This is a genomic window from Streptomyces thermovulgaris, from assembly GCF_002155915.1.
GTDB classification, from domain to species: domain Bacteria; phylum Actinomycetota; class Actinomycetes; order Streptomycetales; family Streptomycetaceae; genus Streptomyces; species Streptomyces thermovulgaris.
The window spans coordinates 1-16253 of record NZ_MUME01000169.1; the positions used below are offsets into that span (position 1 = coordinate 1).

General features: G+C 66.7%; 17 protein-coding genes and 1 tRNA gene. 3 read left to right on the forward strand and 15 right to left on the reverse strand.

Features of this window, described 5'->3' with window-relative positions; genetic code table 11:
* Nucleotides 1–137: 137 nt before the first annotated feature.
* Nucleotides 138–1049: a Yip1 family protein gene (locus CCN35_RS15110; protein WP_067398865.1), complete on the forward strand. Its 912-nt coding sequence runs from the start codon at nt 138–140 to the stop codon at nt 1047–1049.
* A gap of 107 nt (nt 1050–1156) precedes the next feature.
* On the opposite strand, the gene dcd is transcribed toward CCN35_RS15110, so the two are convergent.
* Complete coding sequence (gene dcd, locus CCN35_RS15115) at nt 1157–1732, reverse strand: dCTP deaminase (protein WP_067398867.1); 576 nt, start codon at nt 1730–1732, stop codon at nt 1157–1159.
* A 514-nt stretch (nt 1733–2246) separates the two neighbouring features.
* On the opposite strand from dcd, the gene CCN35_RS15120 reads away from it, so the two are divergent.
* Nucleotides 2247–2320 (forward strand) — tRNA-Gly (locus CCN35_RS15120).
* A gap of 79 nt (nt 2321–2399) precedes the next feature.
* Here CCN35_RS15120 and CCN35_RS15125 read toward each other — a convergent pair.
* From CCN35_RS15125 to CCN35_RS15185, 13 genes are all read right to left on the reverse strand, one after another.
* Nucleotides 2400–3566: a tyrosine-type recombinase/integrase gene (locus CCN35_RS15125; RefSeq protein ID WP_086793089.1), complete on the reverse strand. Its 1167-nt coding sequence runs from the start codon at nt 3564–3566 to the stop codon at nt 2400–2402.
* Entirely contained in the window at nt 3566–3778 is a 213-nt protein-coding gene (locus tag CCN35_RS15130) for an excisionase family DNA-binding protein (protein ID WP_086793091.1), read from the reverse strand. Before CCN35_RS15130 ends, CCN35_RS15125 begins: the two co-directional genes overlap by 1 nt.
* Complete coding sequence (locus CCN35_RS15135; protein ID WP_086793093.1) at nt 3771–5075, reverse strand: replication initiator; 1305 nt, start codon at nt 5073–5075, stop codon at nt 3771–3773. Before CCN35_RS15135 ends, CCN35_RS15130 begins: the two co-directional genes overlap by 8 nt.
* A gap of 131 nt (nt 5076–5206) precedes the next feature.
* On the reverse strand, nt 5207–5458 hold the full coding sequence (locus CCN35_RS15140) for a SpdD protein (RefSeq protein WP_086793095.1): 252 nt from the start codon (nt 5456–5458) through the stop codon (nt 5207–5209).
* A 14-nt stretch (nt 5459–5472) separates the two neighbouring features.
* Nucleotides 5473–5667, reverse strand: a complete 195-nt coding sequence (locus tag CCN35_RS15145; protein WP_086793097.1) for a hypothetical protein — start codon at nt 5665–5667, stop codon at nt 5473–5475.
* Nucleotides 5668–5677: 10 nt separating this feature from the next.
* Entirely contained in the window at nt 5678–5869 is a 192-nt protein-coding gene (locus tag CCN35_RS15150) for a mobile element transfer protein (RefSeq protein ID WP_086793099.1), read from the reverse strand.
* Entirely contained in the window at nt 5869–6069 is a 201-nt protein-coding gene (locus CCN35_RS15155) for a hypothetical protein (RefSeq protein ID WP_086793102.1), read from the reverse strand. The genes CCN35_RS15150 and CCN35_RS15155 overlap by 1 nt, the downstream gene beginning before the upstream one ends.
* An 18-nt stretch (nt 6070–6087) precedes the next feature.
* A complete protein-coding gene (locus CCN35_RS15160) occupies nt 6088–6744 on the reverse strand; it encodes a DUF2637 domain-containing protein (protein WP_211285527.1) in 657 nt (218 codons plus the stop codon).
* Nucleotides 6745–6800: 56 nt separating this feature from the next.
* Nucleotides 6801–8174, reverse strand: a complete 1374-nt coding sequence (locus CCN35_RS15165) for an FtsK/SpoIIIE domain-containing protein (protein WP_086793106.1) — start codon at nt 8172–8174, stop codon at nt 6801–6803.
* 5 nt (nt 8175–8179) lie between these two features.
* Nucleotides 8180–8530 carry an SCO3933 family regulatory protein gene (locus CCN35_RS15170; protein WP_086793107.1) on the reverse strand — a complete coding sequence of 117 codons (351 nt, stop codon included), beginning with the start codon at nt 8528–8530 and terminating at the stop codon, nt 8180–8182.
* 127 nt (nt 8531–8657) lie between these two features.
* The gene (locus CCN35_RS15175; protein WP_086793109.1) at nt 8658–9386 is read right to left on the reverse strand and encodes a GntR family transcriptional regulator; all 729 of its coding nucleotides are present in this window, start codon (nt 9384–9386) and stop codon (nt 8658–8660) included.
* 89 nt (nt 9387–9475) lie between these two features.
* Entirely contained in the window at nt 9476–9913 is a 438-nt protein-coding gene (locus CCN35_RS15180) for an ATP-binding protein (RefSeq protein WP_086793111.1), read from the reverse strand.
* A gap of 282 nt (nt 9914–10195) precedes the next feature.
* A complete protein-coding gene (locus CCN35_RS15185) occupies nt 10196–10936 on the reverse strand; it encodes a GntR family transcriptional regulator (protein ID WP_086793113.1) in 741 nt (246 codons plus the stop codon).
* 83 nt (nt 10937–11019) lie between these two features.
* Here CCN35_RS15185 and CCN35_RS15190 point away from each other — a divergent pair, with 83 nt between their 5' ends.
* Entirely contained in the window at nt 11020–12114 is a 1095-nt protein-coding gene (locus tag CCN35_RS15190; protein ID WP_086793114.1) for a DUF1152 domain-containing protein, read from the forward strand.
* A gap of 282 nt (nt 12115–12396) precedes the next feature.
* On the opposite strand, the gene CCN35_RS27745 is transcribed toward CCN35_RS15190, so the two are convergent.
* Nucleotides 12397–15672: a type ISP restriction/modification enzyme gene (locus CCN35_RS27745; protein ID WP_158100412.1), complete on the reverse strand. Its 3276-nt coding sequence runs from the start codon at nt 15670–15672 to the stop codon at nt 12397–12399.
* Between the last annotated feature and the right edge of the window lie 581 nt (nt 15673–16253).

Genomic DNA, 16253 nt, shown 5'->3' on the forward strand with positions numbered 1-16253 from the left:
CTCCCGGGGGCACCCCCGGGACGTCCCCGGGACGTCCCCGCCCGGCTCCCCTAGGGGATGTCACAGCTCGGCCGCAATGCTCCGTCCATACCCCCGGCCGGGCCCGGGAGTTGTCGGGACCAGGTACGTTCGATGACGTGGCTGGATTCAGGATCGGGCGCGGCGGCCGCGACGACCGCGCACCGCACGCGCGACCCCAACAAGTTCCGTACGGACAGCAGGCACCTCAGACGCCGCCGTACGGCTCTCCGCCGACGCCGCGGCCGTACCCGCCGCGGCAGCGACCGCCGTACGAGCCCGGCAGGGTCCAGTGGCCGGGCGTCCACGGCGGCCACGGCGGCGGCCGGGAGGGGCCGGAGTACTTCGGCGACGACGGCCACCCGCACGGGGCCCACGACCCGTACACGGCCAACAACCCGGGCCACACCCAGGCGTTCGCGCTGGACGAGGTCCCGTACGGCCAGGACGGGCCCCACCCCGCGGAGCCGGTCCCGGCCGGTCCGACGGGTCCCCCGCTGACCTGGAAGGAGCTGCTGCGGGGCATCGTCCTCTCGCCCAACCAGACCTTCCTGCGGATGCGCGACTACACGATGTGGGGCCCCGCCCTCATCGTGACGTTCCTCTACGGCCTGCTCGCGGTCTTCGGCTTCGACGAGGCCCGTGAGGACGCCATCAACGCCACGCTGTCCAACGCGATACCGATCGTCCTGGTCAGCGCGGTGGCCATGGTGATCAGCGCCTTCGTCCTGGGCGTGGTCACCCACACCCTGGCCCGCCAGCTCGGCGGCAACGGCGCCTGGCAGCCCACGGTCGGCCTGTCCATGCTGATCATGTCCATCACGGACGCACCGCGTCTGCTCTTCGCCGTGTTCTTCGGCGGCGACGCGGGCTTCGTCCAGGCGCTCGGCTGGGCCACCTGGGTCGCGGGCGGTGCCCTGCTGACCCTCATGGTCGGCCGCTCCCACGACCTGCCCTGGCCGAAGGCCCTGGGTGCCTCGGCGATCCAGCTGATCGCCCTGCTGTCGATCGTGAAGCTGGGCACCTTCTGAGAGCACCCGTCCGACGGACGGCGGCACGTGCACAAGAAGACGCGCACAAGGGAAGGGGCCCGGCCGGTCGGCCGGGCCCCTTCGGCGTCTCTCTCAGGACGGCTTCCTCACACCCGCGTCCGGTGGAAGTTGATGTAGGACCGGGAGGCGGTGGGCCCGCGCTGTCCCTGGTAGCGGGAGCCGTAGCGCTCGCTGCCGTACGGCGCCTCGGCGGGCGAGGAGAGCCGGAACAGACACAGCTGCCCGATCTTCATACCGGGCCACAGCTTGATCGGCAGGGTGGCGAGGTTGGACAGCTCCAGGGTCACGTGCCCGGAGAACCCGGGGTCGATGAACCCGGCGGTGGAGTGGGTGACGAGCCCCAGCCGGCCCAGCGAGCTCTTGCCCTCGAGCCGGGAGGCGAGGTCGACGGGGAGCGTGATCACCTCGTACGTGGACGCGAGGACGAACTCCCCGGGGTGCAGGATGAAGGGCTCGTCGCCCTCCGGCTCGACGAGCCGGGTGAGGTCCGGCTGCTCGACGGAGGGGTCGATGTGGGGATAGCGGTGGTTCTCGAACACCCGGAAGTAGCGGTCCAGCCGTACGTCGACACTCGACGGCTGCACCATGGACTCGTCGTAGGGTTCGATCCGTACCCGTCCGGCATCGATCTCGGCCCGGATGTCCTTGTCTGAGAGAAGCACGTCCTGAGGATACGCAAGGCGCGCGGAGCCCCCGCAATCGGGACGACTCCACGCGCCGGCTGTCGCGATGTCCTCTACCGCTTCCCGCGGCCCTCTACCGCTTTCCCCGGTTCACCAGCACCGCACTGCGGAGCCGGGCACACCGCGGACACCTCACGAGCCTGCAGGGGCCGAGCCGCTCGGCCTGCTGCATCGGAAACGAAGCGGTGCTGAACACGTGCCCTTCGGCACAACGGACGACGGTGCGCTCCATCAAGTCCCTTGAGTCCCTTCACCAGAAGCGCGTCCGGCTTCTTGCCGCCTGACGACAAAAGCCACAATAAGGGATCAAGCAGACGCCCACCACGCGAAGCTTCCACCCCACACGCTTCCTCTCCCCCACTACCACCGTACGCCCCAACTCCGTGTCCCCACACCTCGAAAACACAGATCCGGCCCCTGGGCTCGAGCACCAGGGGCCGGAGATGAGGTAAAGTATGCAAGCGCCAGACACCGACTTCGGTCGGCGTCGTGTGCGGGTGTAGTTTAATGGTAGAACATCAGCTTCCCAAGCTGAGAGCGCGAGTTCGATTCTCGTCACCCGCTCCAAGCGAAACCCCCAGGTCAGAGACCCGGGGGTTCTTTGTTGTCCAGACCAGTGGGCGGCAGGCGCACCACAACCGCACCACTAGCTCTCGGAAGGCCCCTCCTTGTGGTGCACGCGGTCGCCGGTGTGGTGCTTCGCACGTTCGGCCCGCACGAGGTCGTCCAGCCCGGCGGCGACCTCCCGTTGCCGCTCCTCGTCGCTGTGCTGGTAGATCAGCGCGGCCTTCTCGGAGGACTGCCCGGCCCGCACCATGGTGTCCCGGAGCGTGGCACCTGAGCGGGTCAGCAGAGTGTGCCCGGTATGACGAAGATCGTAGAAGCGGAATCCGTCCGGGAGGCCGGCGACCGCGCGAGCCCGTCGCCACTTCCGTCCGAAGGTGGTGCGCCGGAAGGCCGCGCCCTTCTCCCCGACGAAGACCAGGCCGTCAGGTCCCTTCTCCGCGAACCAGTCGAGATGCCGCTGCACCTCCTTGCGCAGGAAGGCCGGAAGGACGACGACACGAGCACTCGCGTCGGACTTGGTCGGCCCGGGGGCCCGTTTGCCGTTGGTGCGCTCGGGCTCGGCGACGCGCACGCGGATCACGAGATTGTCGACATCCACATCCCGGCGGCGCAGGCCCGCCAGCTCCTCAGGCCGCATCGGGCCGTACGCGCCGAGGTAGACCATGAGCCGCCAGCGAATGCCGATCGCGTCGGCGAGCGCGTCGACCTGGGCGACGGTGGCAATGCGCCGCTCGGCCGCGGACTCCTTGCCGGCGCCCTTGATCCGGCACGGGTTGCGCTGGATCAGCTCGTCATCGACGGCCGTCTCAAGGATGGACTTGAGGAGGCGGTACGCCTTGGCAACGGTGGTCTTGGCTCCGGTGGTGCGCAGCCGTTCGGCGCGCCACTCACGGACACTCGGCGAGGTGATCTCGTCAAGGTCCAGCCCGCCGAACGTCGGAAAGATGTGCAGGCGAAGCAGATGCCGGTACAGGTCCTCGGTTCGCACGGCCAACTCCCGTTCCTCGACCCACTTCTCGGCGTAGACACGGAAGTTGACCGCCCCAGCGTCGGGAGCACGCCAGTCCCCGCGGCTGAGGTCCGCCTCGACCTGGGACAGCCAGATCTCGGCCTCCTTCTTGGTCGCGAAGGTCTCGCCCGAGCGGATGCGTTCACCGCTAGGACCGAGATACGAAGCCGTCCAGCGACCGGACCGGTACTGCCTCACCGCACCGAAGCGCCGACGCCTGCCCCTCTTATTGGCCATCAAGCAACCCTCCGCACTCCGGCACGGTGAAGCCTGATCGGCTCGACAGTGTGCGATTCGATGAACTCCTCGACCGCGCTCTCCGGGATACGGACGTGGCGGCCGACCTTGACGTACCGGATGCGCCGCTCCTCGACCAGGCGACGCGGGAAGCGCTCCGTGGTGCCGAGGAGTTCGGCCACCTGCGCCACGGTCAGGCAGCGGTCAGCCATGGGTGGGCTCTCCTTCCGTTCCGGGGGCGGGTTCGAGGGACGCGGCGAGCCAGGCCTCGGCGTCGGACAGGCCGGTACCGGCGAAGACCCAGTGCGCGAGAACGAGCGTGGTTTCGCCGTCTTGCGTGACGGGCGGGGCCGCTTGGGCCCGGCGCCACTCGGCGCGGGCGTCGCGGAGGGCGCCGAGGGTGGTGGAGTAGCAGCGGGATTTGGTGGAGAAGTGGCCGCGGAAGCCGAGCATGTGGGCCCAGGCCCGCAGGCGGAGGTGTTCAAGGTCCTTGCGTGCGCCGAGGGTCCAGGCGGTGCGGATGAGCCGGCGGGCGTGGTCGCTGATGTCGAGCTGGGCCAGTTCGGCGGCGAACTTCAGCGGCCGGTCCAGGGCGCCCGTGGCCGTCTCGGCGCCCTTGGTGGCGTACTTGGCGATGTACGCCGCCACGGCCCGCTCGGTCAGCTCCTGCCCGCCTGTGAAGTCGGCGGAGCGGATGATGCGCACGTCGAGCTGGCGGCCGAAGGCGAAGGTGTGGGCGCGGCCGTCGACGACCGGCCCGCACACCCGGGCCTTGGCCGCAGCGGTGCGGATGGCGTCGGTCAGCAGCTCGGCGGTGGCCCAGGCAGGAGGCGGAGTGTCGCCGCCCTCGGGGCCGTCGAGGCGGATGACGGCGTGGAAGTGGACGGCACCGCGCTTCTGGTACTCGGCCACCTTGGCGAAGGAGATCCGGGCGTGGTGCCTAAACGTCCGCTGCGTCAGCCCCGCCCGCTTGGCGACCTCGCGGCGCAGATAGATCGAGAACCGCCGCCACAGGATCCCGGCGTGCGCGTTCCACAGCACGGCCGCTTCGTAGTCGTAGGACTCCGGGTCGAGGGGCGTTCCCAGGACGGCGTCGTCTTCCTCGTGCCGGGTGCCGCAACGGCAGTTACGGCCGTCGGAGGGGCGGTTGTGGACCGGGCCGAAGCCGGGGGCGGTGAAGGTGGCGAAGACGCGCGGGTGCGTGGCGACCTGTTCGGGCAGGCCCTTGCCGCCGCGCAGTCCGGCGGTGATCAGGTGGAAGGTGTCGCGGCGGTAGGTCTCGGCGCAGGCCGCGCATCGGGTGGCGCGGCGGTTGTTGCAGCGTACGAGGAGTTGGCCGGCGGGCAGGTCGGCCGAGTCGAGGTGGTGCAGGACGCGGCCGATCTCGCCGGTCGTGGTGTCGACCGCGTACTCGGTGCGGTGACCGTCGAGGCGAATGGGGCGGGTGCAGCCGCCCAGGCCGGACAGTTGGCGGGCCAGCTCGGGCAGGGTGCCGAGGGAGGCCAGCATGGAGAGTTCCGCCAGCGGGGGCGGAGTCTGCTGGGTGATGATGGGAGTTCCTTTCAGCCATTGCGACGGTTGGGAGGCATCGGCCCCGGGGCGGCGGGATGCTTGGCGGCGTTTGCCGCCCCGGCGGCCGGTCAGCGCTGGTGCGCGCTGCTGAGGAGGGAGCGCAGGACCACGGCGGCGATGGCCACGGACACGGCCGAGACGGCGACGGCCGCCAGGAGCGCGGTGAGTACGACTCCGACGACGACCACGGCGGCGACCGCGCCGACGCCCACGTGCGGGGCGACCGGGCGGCCGGCCGAGGAGGCCGGGGCCTGCGTGTGCTGAGGTGCGACGGTTGTCGTCGGCAGGGTCGGAATGTCGGGCAGCTTGGGACGGAGCACGGTGGTCCTCCTTGTCACTCGTGGGTGCCGTTGACGACGTCGATCCCGGAGCGAGTGCCGGACTCGATGGCGGGGGCGAGGAAGGTGTGCGAGAGCCAGAAGCCGAACAGCGCGATGACGACGGCGACCCAGAGGCGGACGCCGAGGAATCTGATCGCGGCCCAGGCGATGACGCCCAGGACGAAGACGAGCGGCAGCGAGACGGTCACGGGGACTCCTTCAGCGGACGGCGCAGCGGTGGGTGCGGGCGGCCAGCTCGGCGGCGGCCCGGCTGTCGTAGTCGGCGGAGAAGCCGCAGCGCGGGGCCGTGCAGGCGGCGGTGTGCTTCTCGTGGCCCCGGCCGTCGTAGTAGGTGGCGACCTGGACGGGGCCGATGCGGACGACGCGGCGGAAACGCGGGGTGGCGGGCATCAGGGCAGCTCCTTCGAGTTCTCGTGGTTCTCGCCGGTGAAGTCGGCGACGCGGTCGAGCAGCCACCGCCGGATCTCTTCGCCCTCGTGCTTGTCGGCGGTGAGGATCACGGGTTCGGCGATGAGCAGCGCTTCGGCGAAGCGGTTCTGTCGGGTCAGCTCGGCGGCGCGGTTCAGCGCACGGAGCGTGGACGGGCGCACGGTGGAAAGTCCTCCGGGTCAGGTGAGGTGGGTGGCGATGGCTTCGGCCAGCGGCAGCGGGACGCCGAGCCGGGCGCGAAGGGTCGAGGTGTCGATGGGCGTTCCGGTCCGGGCGCGGTGTTCGTCGGCGACCTTGCGCGCGAGTGTGAGAAGCGCCGGCGGAACCGGGGGCGTGGAGGGCGGAACCGGTTCCGGCTCCGCAGCGGGCAACTCAGGGGCAGAGGCAGGGGTTTGGGGTGCCTCGGGTTCCGGGGCCGACTCGCGCTTTCCCGTCGAGGCATGCGCGGCTGCTCCGTGGGCGAGCAGCGTTCCGCCCAGGAAGGCGACCGCGGGCCATCCGGCGACGAGGATGCGCAGCCAGTTCGGTACGGCGTTCAGGTCGAGCAGCCCGGCCGTGGCGACGTTGGCGCCGAGCGAGGCGGTCAGGGCGACGAGGAACCAGCACCACCCGGCCGCTTTCGCCTCACCGGAGCGCAACCGCCGCCAGGCCGCCACCAACAGCAGATCGACGGAGACCGGGTAGGCCCATGCCTTCCAGCCGTCCTGCCCGGCAGCGGCAGCCAGGTCGTGCAGGTGGGCGAAGGACAGCGCGGCGGCGATCAGTGCTTGGACGAGTACGGCGTCGAGGCGGACGGACAGGACACGCACGGCACGACTCCTTCCGGTTCCAGGCATGGAGGGGGTAGGGACGTGGCACGGAACAGCCGTGCCGGCCGTGGGGCGGAGTGCGTCTACTCGGTGGCCGGGTGCGTCGTGGCCAGGGGCCCGGACGCTTCCACCGGCATCGGCGGGACGTACGGCCGGAAGGGATCGAGCGCCGGTACGTCGGGGGTGAGATCCGCCGCCGCGCGGCAGGTGGCCGCGGCATCGGCAAGGGAGAGATAGGGAGTGCGGATGCGGGACCAGCCGCCGGAGGTGTCGCCGACGACGGCCAGACCGGGCAGCTCGGGGGCGATGGCGCAGGCCGCGAGGACGGCCTCAGGGGCGATGTCGCCGAGCGCCATCTTGGCCGAGGCTTCGTCGTTCACACGGTGGCAGACACGGCCGGTGAGCTGAGCGCGGAGCATGGTCGCGCCCTTGCCCAGTTCGGCGCCGAAGCGCTGCCCGCACACTTCGAGATGGATCCCGGCGGCACGGCCGAGTTGGGCGAGCCGGATGAGCTGGGTGACCATCTCGTCCCGCCGCTCTTCCTCCTTCCGTGTGGCGACGAGGAAGAGTTCGGCCACTTCGTCGATGAACAGCACGATCGGGGCCGGGCGTTCGTCCTCCGGCAGTCCCCAGATGTCCGAGGTGATCAGCTGTTCCGGGGTGTCGGGCGCGATGCCCTGCCGGGCCTTGATCAGGTCGTAGCGGTCCTCCATTTCCTTCACGAGCACGGGAAGCAGCTCGGCCGCCTGGTCCGGTTCGGTCGCCAGGGCGGAGAGCCGAGGCGCGAAGGGCGCCAGTTCGACCCCGCGCTTGCAGTCGATGCCGACCAGGGCCACCGGCTGGGCGGCGAGCCCGGTCAGCAGGTTCCGCAGGTACATGGACTTGCCCGAGAGCGTGGCGCCGAGCACCAGCTCATGCGGTACGGCCCGGTAGTCCCGTACGAACGCGGTCGCGTCCTCCCGTAACGCCACCGGGATCCGAAGGGGACCGCCGTCCAGCCGACGGGGCATCCGCACCTTCCGCAGCACATCGAAGCCGACGAGCCGCAGTTCGACGACGCCCGGCTTGATGTCCCGCACGTGGACGGCGTGGACACCCCAGGCGTGCCGGAGGCGTTCGGTGGAGGCCGCCAGGTCCGCCGGCTCCTGTCCCGGAGCCAGCCGCAGCCGCATGCGCAGGCCGGTCGTGGTGGGCCGGATGGCACCCCGCCGAGGAGGCACCGGCCGGATCTCACGACGGGTGGTCGCCCGGACGGCCAGCGCCCGCCACCGGGGCGGCTCGACGGTCAGACCGCAGGCGTCCATGGTCGAGGAGTACGAGGCCAGCAGCCGGACCACCGTGAGCGGCAGCCCGACTGTGGACCAGTACGCCGCCGGGTGGGCGTGCCGGGCGTAGACGGCGCCGCCTGCCGCAGCGAGCAGACCGCCCAGCTCGGCCCACGTCACCAGGTCCGTCACAGCGATCAGCCCGCTTCGGCCAGCGGGAAGGCACCCGGGGTGACGGCGGTCGCCCGATAGGCGATGCCGTGCCGCTCCCGGCCGTTGAAGACGCTCTGCCACGGCCGTGCCACCAGCCCCGGCAGCGAGACCGGAGCACCGACCGTCAGGCCCTCGGCCACGCCGCTCTCCGGGACGGTGACCTGGATCAGCGACGACTCGCCCTCGTCGATGTAGACGACGCCGACGGTCATCAGTGCCTCACCGGTCACCGCGTCCTTGGCGATCTCACCGGTCTGCCGGTCGCGCACCTTCGGCGCCGGAGCCTCGGTGAGCAGGATCGTGGCGGTCGAGGCGTCAACGCGGATCACACGCACAGGGATTGCTCCTTCTGAGAGTCGACCAACTTGCCAACCTGACAAGTTGACTTAGCAAGTTTGACGCTAGAGATGACAGGTTGACTTGTCAAGTTGCTTTCGCCGGAGTCTCGCCCGAAGGGCGGCGTCAGTTCAGACGGTAGGTGTCCTCGAGTTCCTGCCGGTCGGCCGGAAGCAGCACGTCGGAGACCTGCAAGGCGCGGCCGGAGGCGTCACGCGCGATGACCAGAACGCTCAGCACGGGAACACCGTCCGGCAGCTCCAGCAGCTCCGCCTCACGCGCTTCGGGCAGCCGAGCCGAAACCCGCTCGGTCACATGGTCGAAGCGAACCTTCTTCCGTGCTTCAAGGTGTTCGCGGGTGCTCCCGCTCAGAGGCGCGTCAGCCTCCAGCTCGGTGCCTTCGACCATGCCGGCGGGGAAGTACGACGAGACCAGCTCGACGGCTTCGCCGTCCTCTTCGACCAGGAAGCGGCGCATGAGGACCTCAGCGCTCTTCGGCAGGCCGAGCGCCGAGGCCACCCGAGCCGGGACGGGCACGCGTCCGACGTCGATCAGACGGCCCGCGCTCTGCGCCTCATCACGTTCCAGCGCCTCCCGCCCCCGCCGGTCCTTCCGCTCGACGACCTCCGGGCGGGCTCGGACGATCGTGCCGTATCCCTGCCGGGACTCGAGCCAGCCGTCCCGCTTCAGCAGCTCCAGCGCTCGGACGACGGTCGGGCGGGACATCCCGAAGGTCTGCACCAGCTGGTTCTCGCTGGGCACGCGGGTGCCGGGCGCATACGTGCCGTCCTCAATGCGACGCTGAAGCGTCTGCGCAAGGCGCACGTACTTCGGTGGCTCCACTTCATATGCCATGAACGCCGCCCGTCGAGATTGGCCAAGTCAACTGGTCAACCAGACTAGCGACACTTGCGCACCGGCAGGAGAAGCAGAGGGCTATCCCATCACGCCGGCCAGGCATCGGCCACCACGAAGGAGACGACCGTTCCGCCGAAGCGGCTGGGCCCGGAGTGCCAGGAGTCGGCGATGGAGTCGACCAGGAGCAGCCCCCGCCCGTGCGCGTCATCGGCGTCGGGGTGCCGCAGGCGCACGTTCGCCGGGAAACCCGGGTTGTGCACCTCGACGCGGAGCGAGGTTCCCTCGCGGTACCACTCGACCCGTACCAGCCAGGGCTCGTCCGACCTCCCGTAGCGGATGGCGTTGGTCACCAGCTCCGAGATCATCAGCGTGCAGTCGTCGATTGAGCAGGCCGGGTTGTACGGAGCGATGAACTTCCGGAACCAGCGCCGGGCGCGGGACACGGACTCGGGCTCAGGATGCAAGGTCATTGCTCCGAGCCGCGGTGAGCCCTCGCAGGGGTAGCGGTCGATCGTGTAGGCCATGCGTGCTCACTCCTTGCCGCTGCCGTCGCAGTCGAGGCAGCGCCGCTTCGACGTGGCACGGCCGCGGTCATTGGCCGTGGAGAGCGCCAGCTCCGTCCGGGAGCCGACGCGCTTCCACCCACGCCCCCGACACCCCCGGCACGCTAAGCGCGCATCCCGCTCCGGCCGCCGACTCGTCACGTCGTGCCCCCTTCTCCTTCAAGTGGCATTAGCCACTTTCTGGATAGTGGCATTAGCCACTTTGGAGGCGCAAGCGATTCACCGGAACCGGCGAGTCGTCAATCAGGTGAGGGGGTACCCCTGTTCGAACGCCCAGCGGTGAGGCGGGTAGGTGGCTTCGGCGAACTCCAGGGGCCGGTCCTGCAAGTCGAAGACGACATGATGGACGACGAGGACCGGGGAACCCGGCTCCAACCGCAGGTCGGCCGCCTCCTCGTCCGTGGCGGCCCGAGCGCACATGCGGTCCTCCGCGTAGCTACCTTGACGCCCCGTCATCTTCTCGACGTACATGAGCGTCCCTTCCGTGATCCGCTCGGGATCCATGAGCCTGGGCGCGCGCCGGCCGACGTCCGGAGCGAACCACGAGGTGGACAGCGTGATCGGACCGTCCTGATTGTTGGTCACACGCCGGCGGTGCACGGCTCGACGGTCCTTCACCAGGCCCAGGGCCTCGGCGACGTAGTCCGGAGCCTCCGTCCACCCGGCCGAAGTGATCACCGCGTACTCTCCGGGCGTGTAGATCTTCCCGGTCTGCCGAGCACGCCCGTACAACTCCCGTGCACGCCGGTTCACTTCGAGACTGCGCACATAGGTGCCCGACCCTTGGCGCTTCTCGACCAGGCCCTGATGGCTCAGCGCTTGCAGTGCCCGTGCGGCCGTGGGCCGGGACACGTTCCAGTCCGCGGCGAGCTGCCGTTCCGAGGGCACCTCGTCCCCTGGACGCAGGTCCCCCCGAAGGATCTGGTCGCGGATGTAGTGAGCGATCTGGAGGTACTTCGGCAGAGCCTCTTCGATCTGAGGCATCCCCCCTCCTTTCTGTCCAAGTGGCTATGGCCTCTAGCCACTATAGGGTGAGTGGCCAACCCCTGAACCCGTAGTCTGACCGCATGACGCGGTTGATCGTCGCAGCAGGAGGAGGGGGCGACGCAGTCGCCGCCGCAATGCTTCACGCCGCCCTCTACGGCGACGAGGACCAGGCGGTGATCTTCACGTACGCCTGGGACCGCCTCCTGATCGACCCGCACCCGGGGCCACGGGGAGCCGACGGCTTCACGGGACTCGAGCAGCTCACTCGGTCCGTCCGGTCGGTACCGGCCACGGCCCGGCCGATCCCTCCAGGAGGCTCCACCCTCCCCCGTCTCGCAGCAGAGCTGCCCCACACCCTGGCCCTGCTCGACCCCCACCACGGCGCCGAGGGCATCACCCGTCAGCTCGAAGAGCTGGTGACCCACTTGGCCCCGGCATCGATCGACCTGCTCGACGTCGGCGGCGACATCCTCGCCCGGGGCGACGAACCCACCCTCAAAAGCCCACTCGCCGACGCCCTCACCCTCGCCGCCTGCTGCCAGGTCAACGCACCGATCCGCCTCCTGATCGCAGGCCCCGGCCTGGACGGCGAACTCTCCCCCGACGACCTGCGTCCCCTGTTCGGCCCCCTCGTCCACACCTTCACAGCCGAGGATGTGGATGCGATCGGCGGCATCCTGCAATGGCACCCCTCGGAGGCCACAGCCATGCTCGCCGCAACAGCCCGAGGAGCCCGCGGCACCTGCGAGGTACGCGACGCCGGCCTTCCCGTCCCCCTCACCGACGAAGGCCCCACGGTCCACGAAGTCGACCTGGACGACGCGCTCAGCCGCAACAGCCTGGCCCGCGCCGTCATGACCACCGCCACCCTGGACGAGGCCGAGGCACACAGCCGCGAGATCTGCGGCTTCTCGGAAATCGACTACGAACGCAACAAGGCGACCTGGCTCACCGAACAGCCGCCGACGAAGCTGGACCCCAACGACGTACTGTCCCGGCTCGACCAGTTCCACAGCGAAGCCCGAGCCCGCGGCGTCACCCACACCACGTTCCGCCACCTCACCGAGGCCCTGAACCTCAACGGCTCCCACAGAGAAGCCCTGCGCCAACTGCTCATCAACCGTCGCCCGGAGCAGTACGCAGCTCCCTTGTGGCGCATCCCATCCAACGGCTGAGTTACAACCTTCTTTACGGGTTCAAGTGCGGCTCGCTGCCGCGCGCACAGCGATCAGCCGCTTGATGCCAGAAAAGGGGTGCGTCGTGGCTGGGGCGGTCGGCTCCGCGATTTTAGGCAGCCACTTTGGCGCGAGCCTCGCAGATCATGGCCCCAACGTCGTGCTTTACCGGGCAGGTCCACTACCTGCCCGACGCGCCAGAAGCTTACGGGGCCATGATCACTCACGCCAAAGCAGCTCCAGCCCAAAATCGCTCCGCCGACCTATCTCCTTTCAACTCACTCACTCGTCGAAGGTGCCCTGCACATGAGCTACACGCTTAACCTCAGAAATCGGCCCCCGCAAGTTTTCAGCCGGTTGCGGAATTTCTTCATGCCTGACCGTCTCACCGTTGACAATTTCGTCGAGCATGGTGATCAGCCTTGGCTGCAACTGCAAGGTGCGTTCCACAATCCATAGCACTCTGAGCAGTTCTTCAGTCATCTCAGCCGTCCAACGCTCTGGTCTGATGCCATCCAGTGAAGAGCTGCGTCGACCGGCCCCCTCGGCGAGGCGGTACGCTACCCAAGATTGCACCGGCTCAAAGCCACTGACTGAGAAGTCCCATACTTCTGGCGCCACCGGAGCAAATTCCCCGGATCCCACATGGAGTACTCGACTTTGCCGGTCGTAGAACGCCTCGTCTGGATAACCAGCGGGATCACCGGGAACTGCCTTGACGCACCTGGCTTCCCCTTGCGGGATATTCACACGTACGCCTGATTCAGCAGACCTTTCCCCGAAAGTATGTAGAGAAATTAGCTGCCACCCGACCTCCACCGCCTGTGTGAATAGGCGCACATCCTTGGTGATCGGAATGCGAGGGCCCGGCAGTACCAATTCTTCACTGAACTGATCGACATAAGAAGGGGAGGACAAAACCGCATAGCAATAAGCGAAAACCTCCTCCCCTGTCACTTTTTGACTGAACAGGCTAGACAGCTTTTGCACCAGAGCTGGGTTAATGTTAGCCTCGGTCCCCGCTGCATCGCGCCAGAGTGGAATGACGTCCTTCCCGCCAAAGGACCCTCGGAAATGATGTAGATCAGGAACGTACGCTGTGACGCTCGCAGCGGGCCCTAGCCCGAGAACACCCGTTAGCAGGCTTGTCATGTACACCTGCTTATCAGAGTGGACGCGCCACAAATCCGCACGCGGCCGGTCAGCTAGCCTGCTATCCGCGAAGGCAAATTGCCTATCGAGAGTTCTGTAGCCATATCGCACAGTAGTTGGCTGATCCTCCGGACGCGCATTCCTCAATACTGGAAGAGTAGGTGGCATATTCTCGGGATCCATGCCAGGGACTCGTGAATACGCTCGGTCAAGGTTGCGGGCAGGTCTGACTACGAACAGATCCGACTTTTTTGCGTCAGGGGCGTTAGTCAATGCCTGCCAGCGGCGCCCTAGAGTATGGGTGTCTGGAGCGATCGGCCAGGTTCGCTTAAACTGGACTCCTGAATGCTGCCAAGGGAAAACATCGGTCAACAAAGGCCAGGCAAAGTAGTCGCCAGACTGTTCCGGAAGAAAGGGTTCGTGCCAACCTCTGAAGCATCGCTGCCAGGCCATATCATCGAACGTCTTTACGTCACCGAGTCGCGTGAGCTTCTCTTGGCGCGTTCCTGTGATACGCGCGTACCAGACAGTAGCCGGCTGATCAGGCTTGGGAGTCCCGTAGCGCACACCGACCGCAATGGCCACAGGGTTCTGGATGGCGAACACGTTCTCAGTCTTACGGGCCCCGAGGTTGTCTCCCTCAAGGTCAATAATCCAGAGCTCATCGAAAGCCCTCCTCATCGCCTCACGCATCCCGACGAAACCCGGACCGCGAAGATAGGAGGAGGCCGTAATGAAGCTGACAATGCCAGGTCCGTCTGTCGACTCAAGCACCTTCCACAGAGCCCAGCGCCAAAAGTACACGTAAAGGTTATAGAGGTTCTTGACATGACCACCCATGCCGGCCTCAATGGCCGGATTGACGAAGTCCGCAAGGATCCCGTCATCCCCATGGTTCCCGAATCGCACCCATCCGCCTTGACGCTCCACTCCCACATCATCTGAGCTTATGGTCTGCCGGTAATAGGGCGGATTTCCAATGCAAGCAAGAACGCGGGCACTCGACTTAACCTTCCGAGCCCGCTTGTGTTCCTCCGCTAGACGGCGGTGCAACAAATCGAGTGACAGTTGCCCTTCAGGTTCCCAAGGCGACTCAAGAGTATCCGTTAGATAAATATGGGCTCCATCTGCCGGAAGTTCACCCCCTGCCGAAAGAACTTGCTCCGAGAGCCTAAGGTGCGCAACAGCATAGGGGCCAACAAGCAACTCGAACCCATGCAGGTTCTTTGCGGCCTTAGTGGCTCGAGCACCTACAGCACCCGCACCGTAAGCGTTCTCAACCAGCTCGAGGCTGCGGCGGAAAGCCGCGAGTGGGTAAGCCCCCGTGCCCACTGCTGGATCCAGCACAGTGACGTCATCGTCAGCCATTCCAAGAGGCTTACCAAACCTTTTAATAAGGAGATCCGTGACAAGGTTCACTTGACAGCCTACGACTTGTGCAGGAGTGTAATAAACTCCGCGATTTTTGCGCAATTTTTCGTCGTAGGCGGCCAGGAAATCTTCATAGAAGTAAATCCATGGGTCGCCGTGCCGGCTAATAGCCTCAGGATCCACAGCCGCAATCGTACGTTCCAGGAGGTTCAGCGGCACCTCAATCTCTGCGCGCGCATCCGGCTGAGCAAGCACTCTTAGAACCTGAGCAAGCAAACCGTGCCCTTTGTCCAAAGCATCAGCGGCGTCTCGCCGCAGATCGGTTACTCCCTCAAGACGCGCAAGCAGCATCGCATAAGTCAGTGTCTGGGCGTACGCGTCCGCGAATTGGAAATCATCCGCGTCGCCGAAGAGGAACCTACGCCATTCCTCAGCCAGGATCGACATTGCAGATCCCGGGATGGCTAGCGAGGAGAGCACATCCGTACGCAGATACCTACAGAGAGGAGCGAGTTCCTCTGCGAGTCCACGAGGGGAGTCCGGAACGATTGGATCCCAGGTCAGGAAGTTGCGAATCAGTTCACTGTATTGGGTTACATTGTCGTCGCTGATAGCATTACGCCCATCCGACGTAACGTCCCCTGAAAACCGAACGACCTTACCTACCAGCTGGCCAGTGCGATAAAGCGCCCACTCATTGCCATCTGTATAAATCACGTTCGGCAGCGACTTAAATTTTTCCCATTGTTTCTTGTTGTCGCCCTTGTACTTGCTGGTACGGGCTCCCATGCCCGGCGCCTTCAGTTCAATATGCCCACAAAGCAAGCCATTAACTGCCACACCAATATCTGGCCGACCGCCGAGGCCAGTGACTACGGACTCCGTCTTAGTCTCAACAGTACGCCCATAAGCTGTTCCAGCCTTCTCCAGCAGAATCGTGGTAGGGGACTTAAGTTGGTCTTCTTGCTGGCCTGGAATATTCAGAGCCCATGTCGCTGTCAGCTTTTCAGCAAAGCTCACCAAGGCGTCTTTCATCAAGGCCACACGAGATGAGGACATAGTCCCCCCACTTTCTCCCAAGCGGACATTACATCCATGCAACCCAAGGCTCGTGGTTGACCACGAGCGGCCCAGGGCCACCGGTTCTTCCCCGAGCATAGTGGGCCTGACCACGCACAGTGAACAGGTACTGGCATAAATGACACAGGGTCGGGAGGTACAGCAGCGCCCTTGCCTCGCATCATGTTGGTGGGCGCCGGTGGGCTCCAGCACTCCTTCGGGGATGCTGAGCGTAAACCCCTCTCATAAACCCCTCTCAGTGGACTACCTGTGGACAGAAGCCTAGCTCTTGTCCCCCAGACAAGCCGCTGCGCTTCCGAAGCGCCTTGTCCTCATGCGCCCTCCGGAGCCGTCACCCGATGCGCCCTCCGGAGCCGTCACCCGGCCGCACCCCCGCCGGCCCGCCGTCGGTCACGAAAAGATGAATGAGGCCACGATGCACCTGACCGGACCCCGTTTGGTGGTCCACCCGTTATGAGAGCTGCGGTTGGTGTTGGCTCCTCCATCGCTGGGCGAACTCGGCTGGGGTGAGCATGCCCAGGGCGGAATGGGGACGG

Excerpts from the sequence above, each read along its gene's own strand:
- CCN35_RS15125 (WP_086793089.1), bottom strand. The coding sequence starts at position 3,566 with ATGGCCAATAAGAGGGGCAGGCGTCGGCGCTTCGGTGCGGTGAGGCAG.
- CCN35_RS15130 (WP_086793091.1), bottom strand. The coding sequence starts at position 3,778 with ATGGCTGACCGCTGCCTGACCGTGGCGCAGGTGGCCGAACTCCTCGGC.
- CCN35_RS15135 (WP_086793093.1), bottom strand. The coding sequence starts at position 5,075 with ATGCTGGCCTCCCTCGGCACCCTGCCCGAGCTGGCCCGCCAACTGTCC.
- CCN35_RS15150 (WP_086793099.1), bottom strand. The coding sequence starts at position 5,869 with ATGCCCGCCACCCCGCGTTTCCGCCGCGTCGTCCGCATCGGCCCCGTC.
- CCN35_RS15160 (WP_211285527.1), bottom strand. The coding sequence starts at position 6,744 with ATGCCTGGAACCGGAAGGAGTCGTGCCGTGCGTGTCCTGTCCGTCCGC.
- CCN35_RS15175 (WP_086793109.1), bottom strand. The coding sequence starts at position 9,386 with ATGGCATATGAAGTGGAGCCACCGAAGTACGTGCGCCTTGCGCAGACG.
- CCN35_RS15180 (WP_086793111.1), bottom strand. The coding sequence starts at position 9,913 with ATGGCCTACACGATCGACCGCTACCCCTGCGAGGGCTCACCGCGGCTC.
- CCN35_RS15185 (WP_086793113.1), bottom strand. The coding sequence starts at position 10,936 with ATGCCTCAGATCGAAGAGGCTCTGCCGAAGTACCTCCAGATCGCTCAC.
- CCN35_RS15190 (WP_086793114.1), top strand. The coding sequence starts at position 11,020 with ATGACGCGGTTGATCGTCGCAGCAGGAGGAGGGGGCGACGCAGTCGCC.
- CCN35_RS27745 (WP_158100412.1), bottom strand. The coding sequence starts at position 15,672 with ATGAAAGACGCCTTGGTGAGCTTTGCTGAAAAGCTGACAGCGACATGG.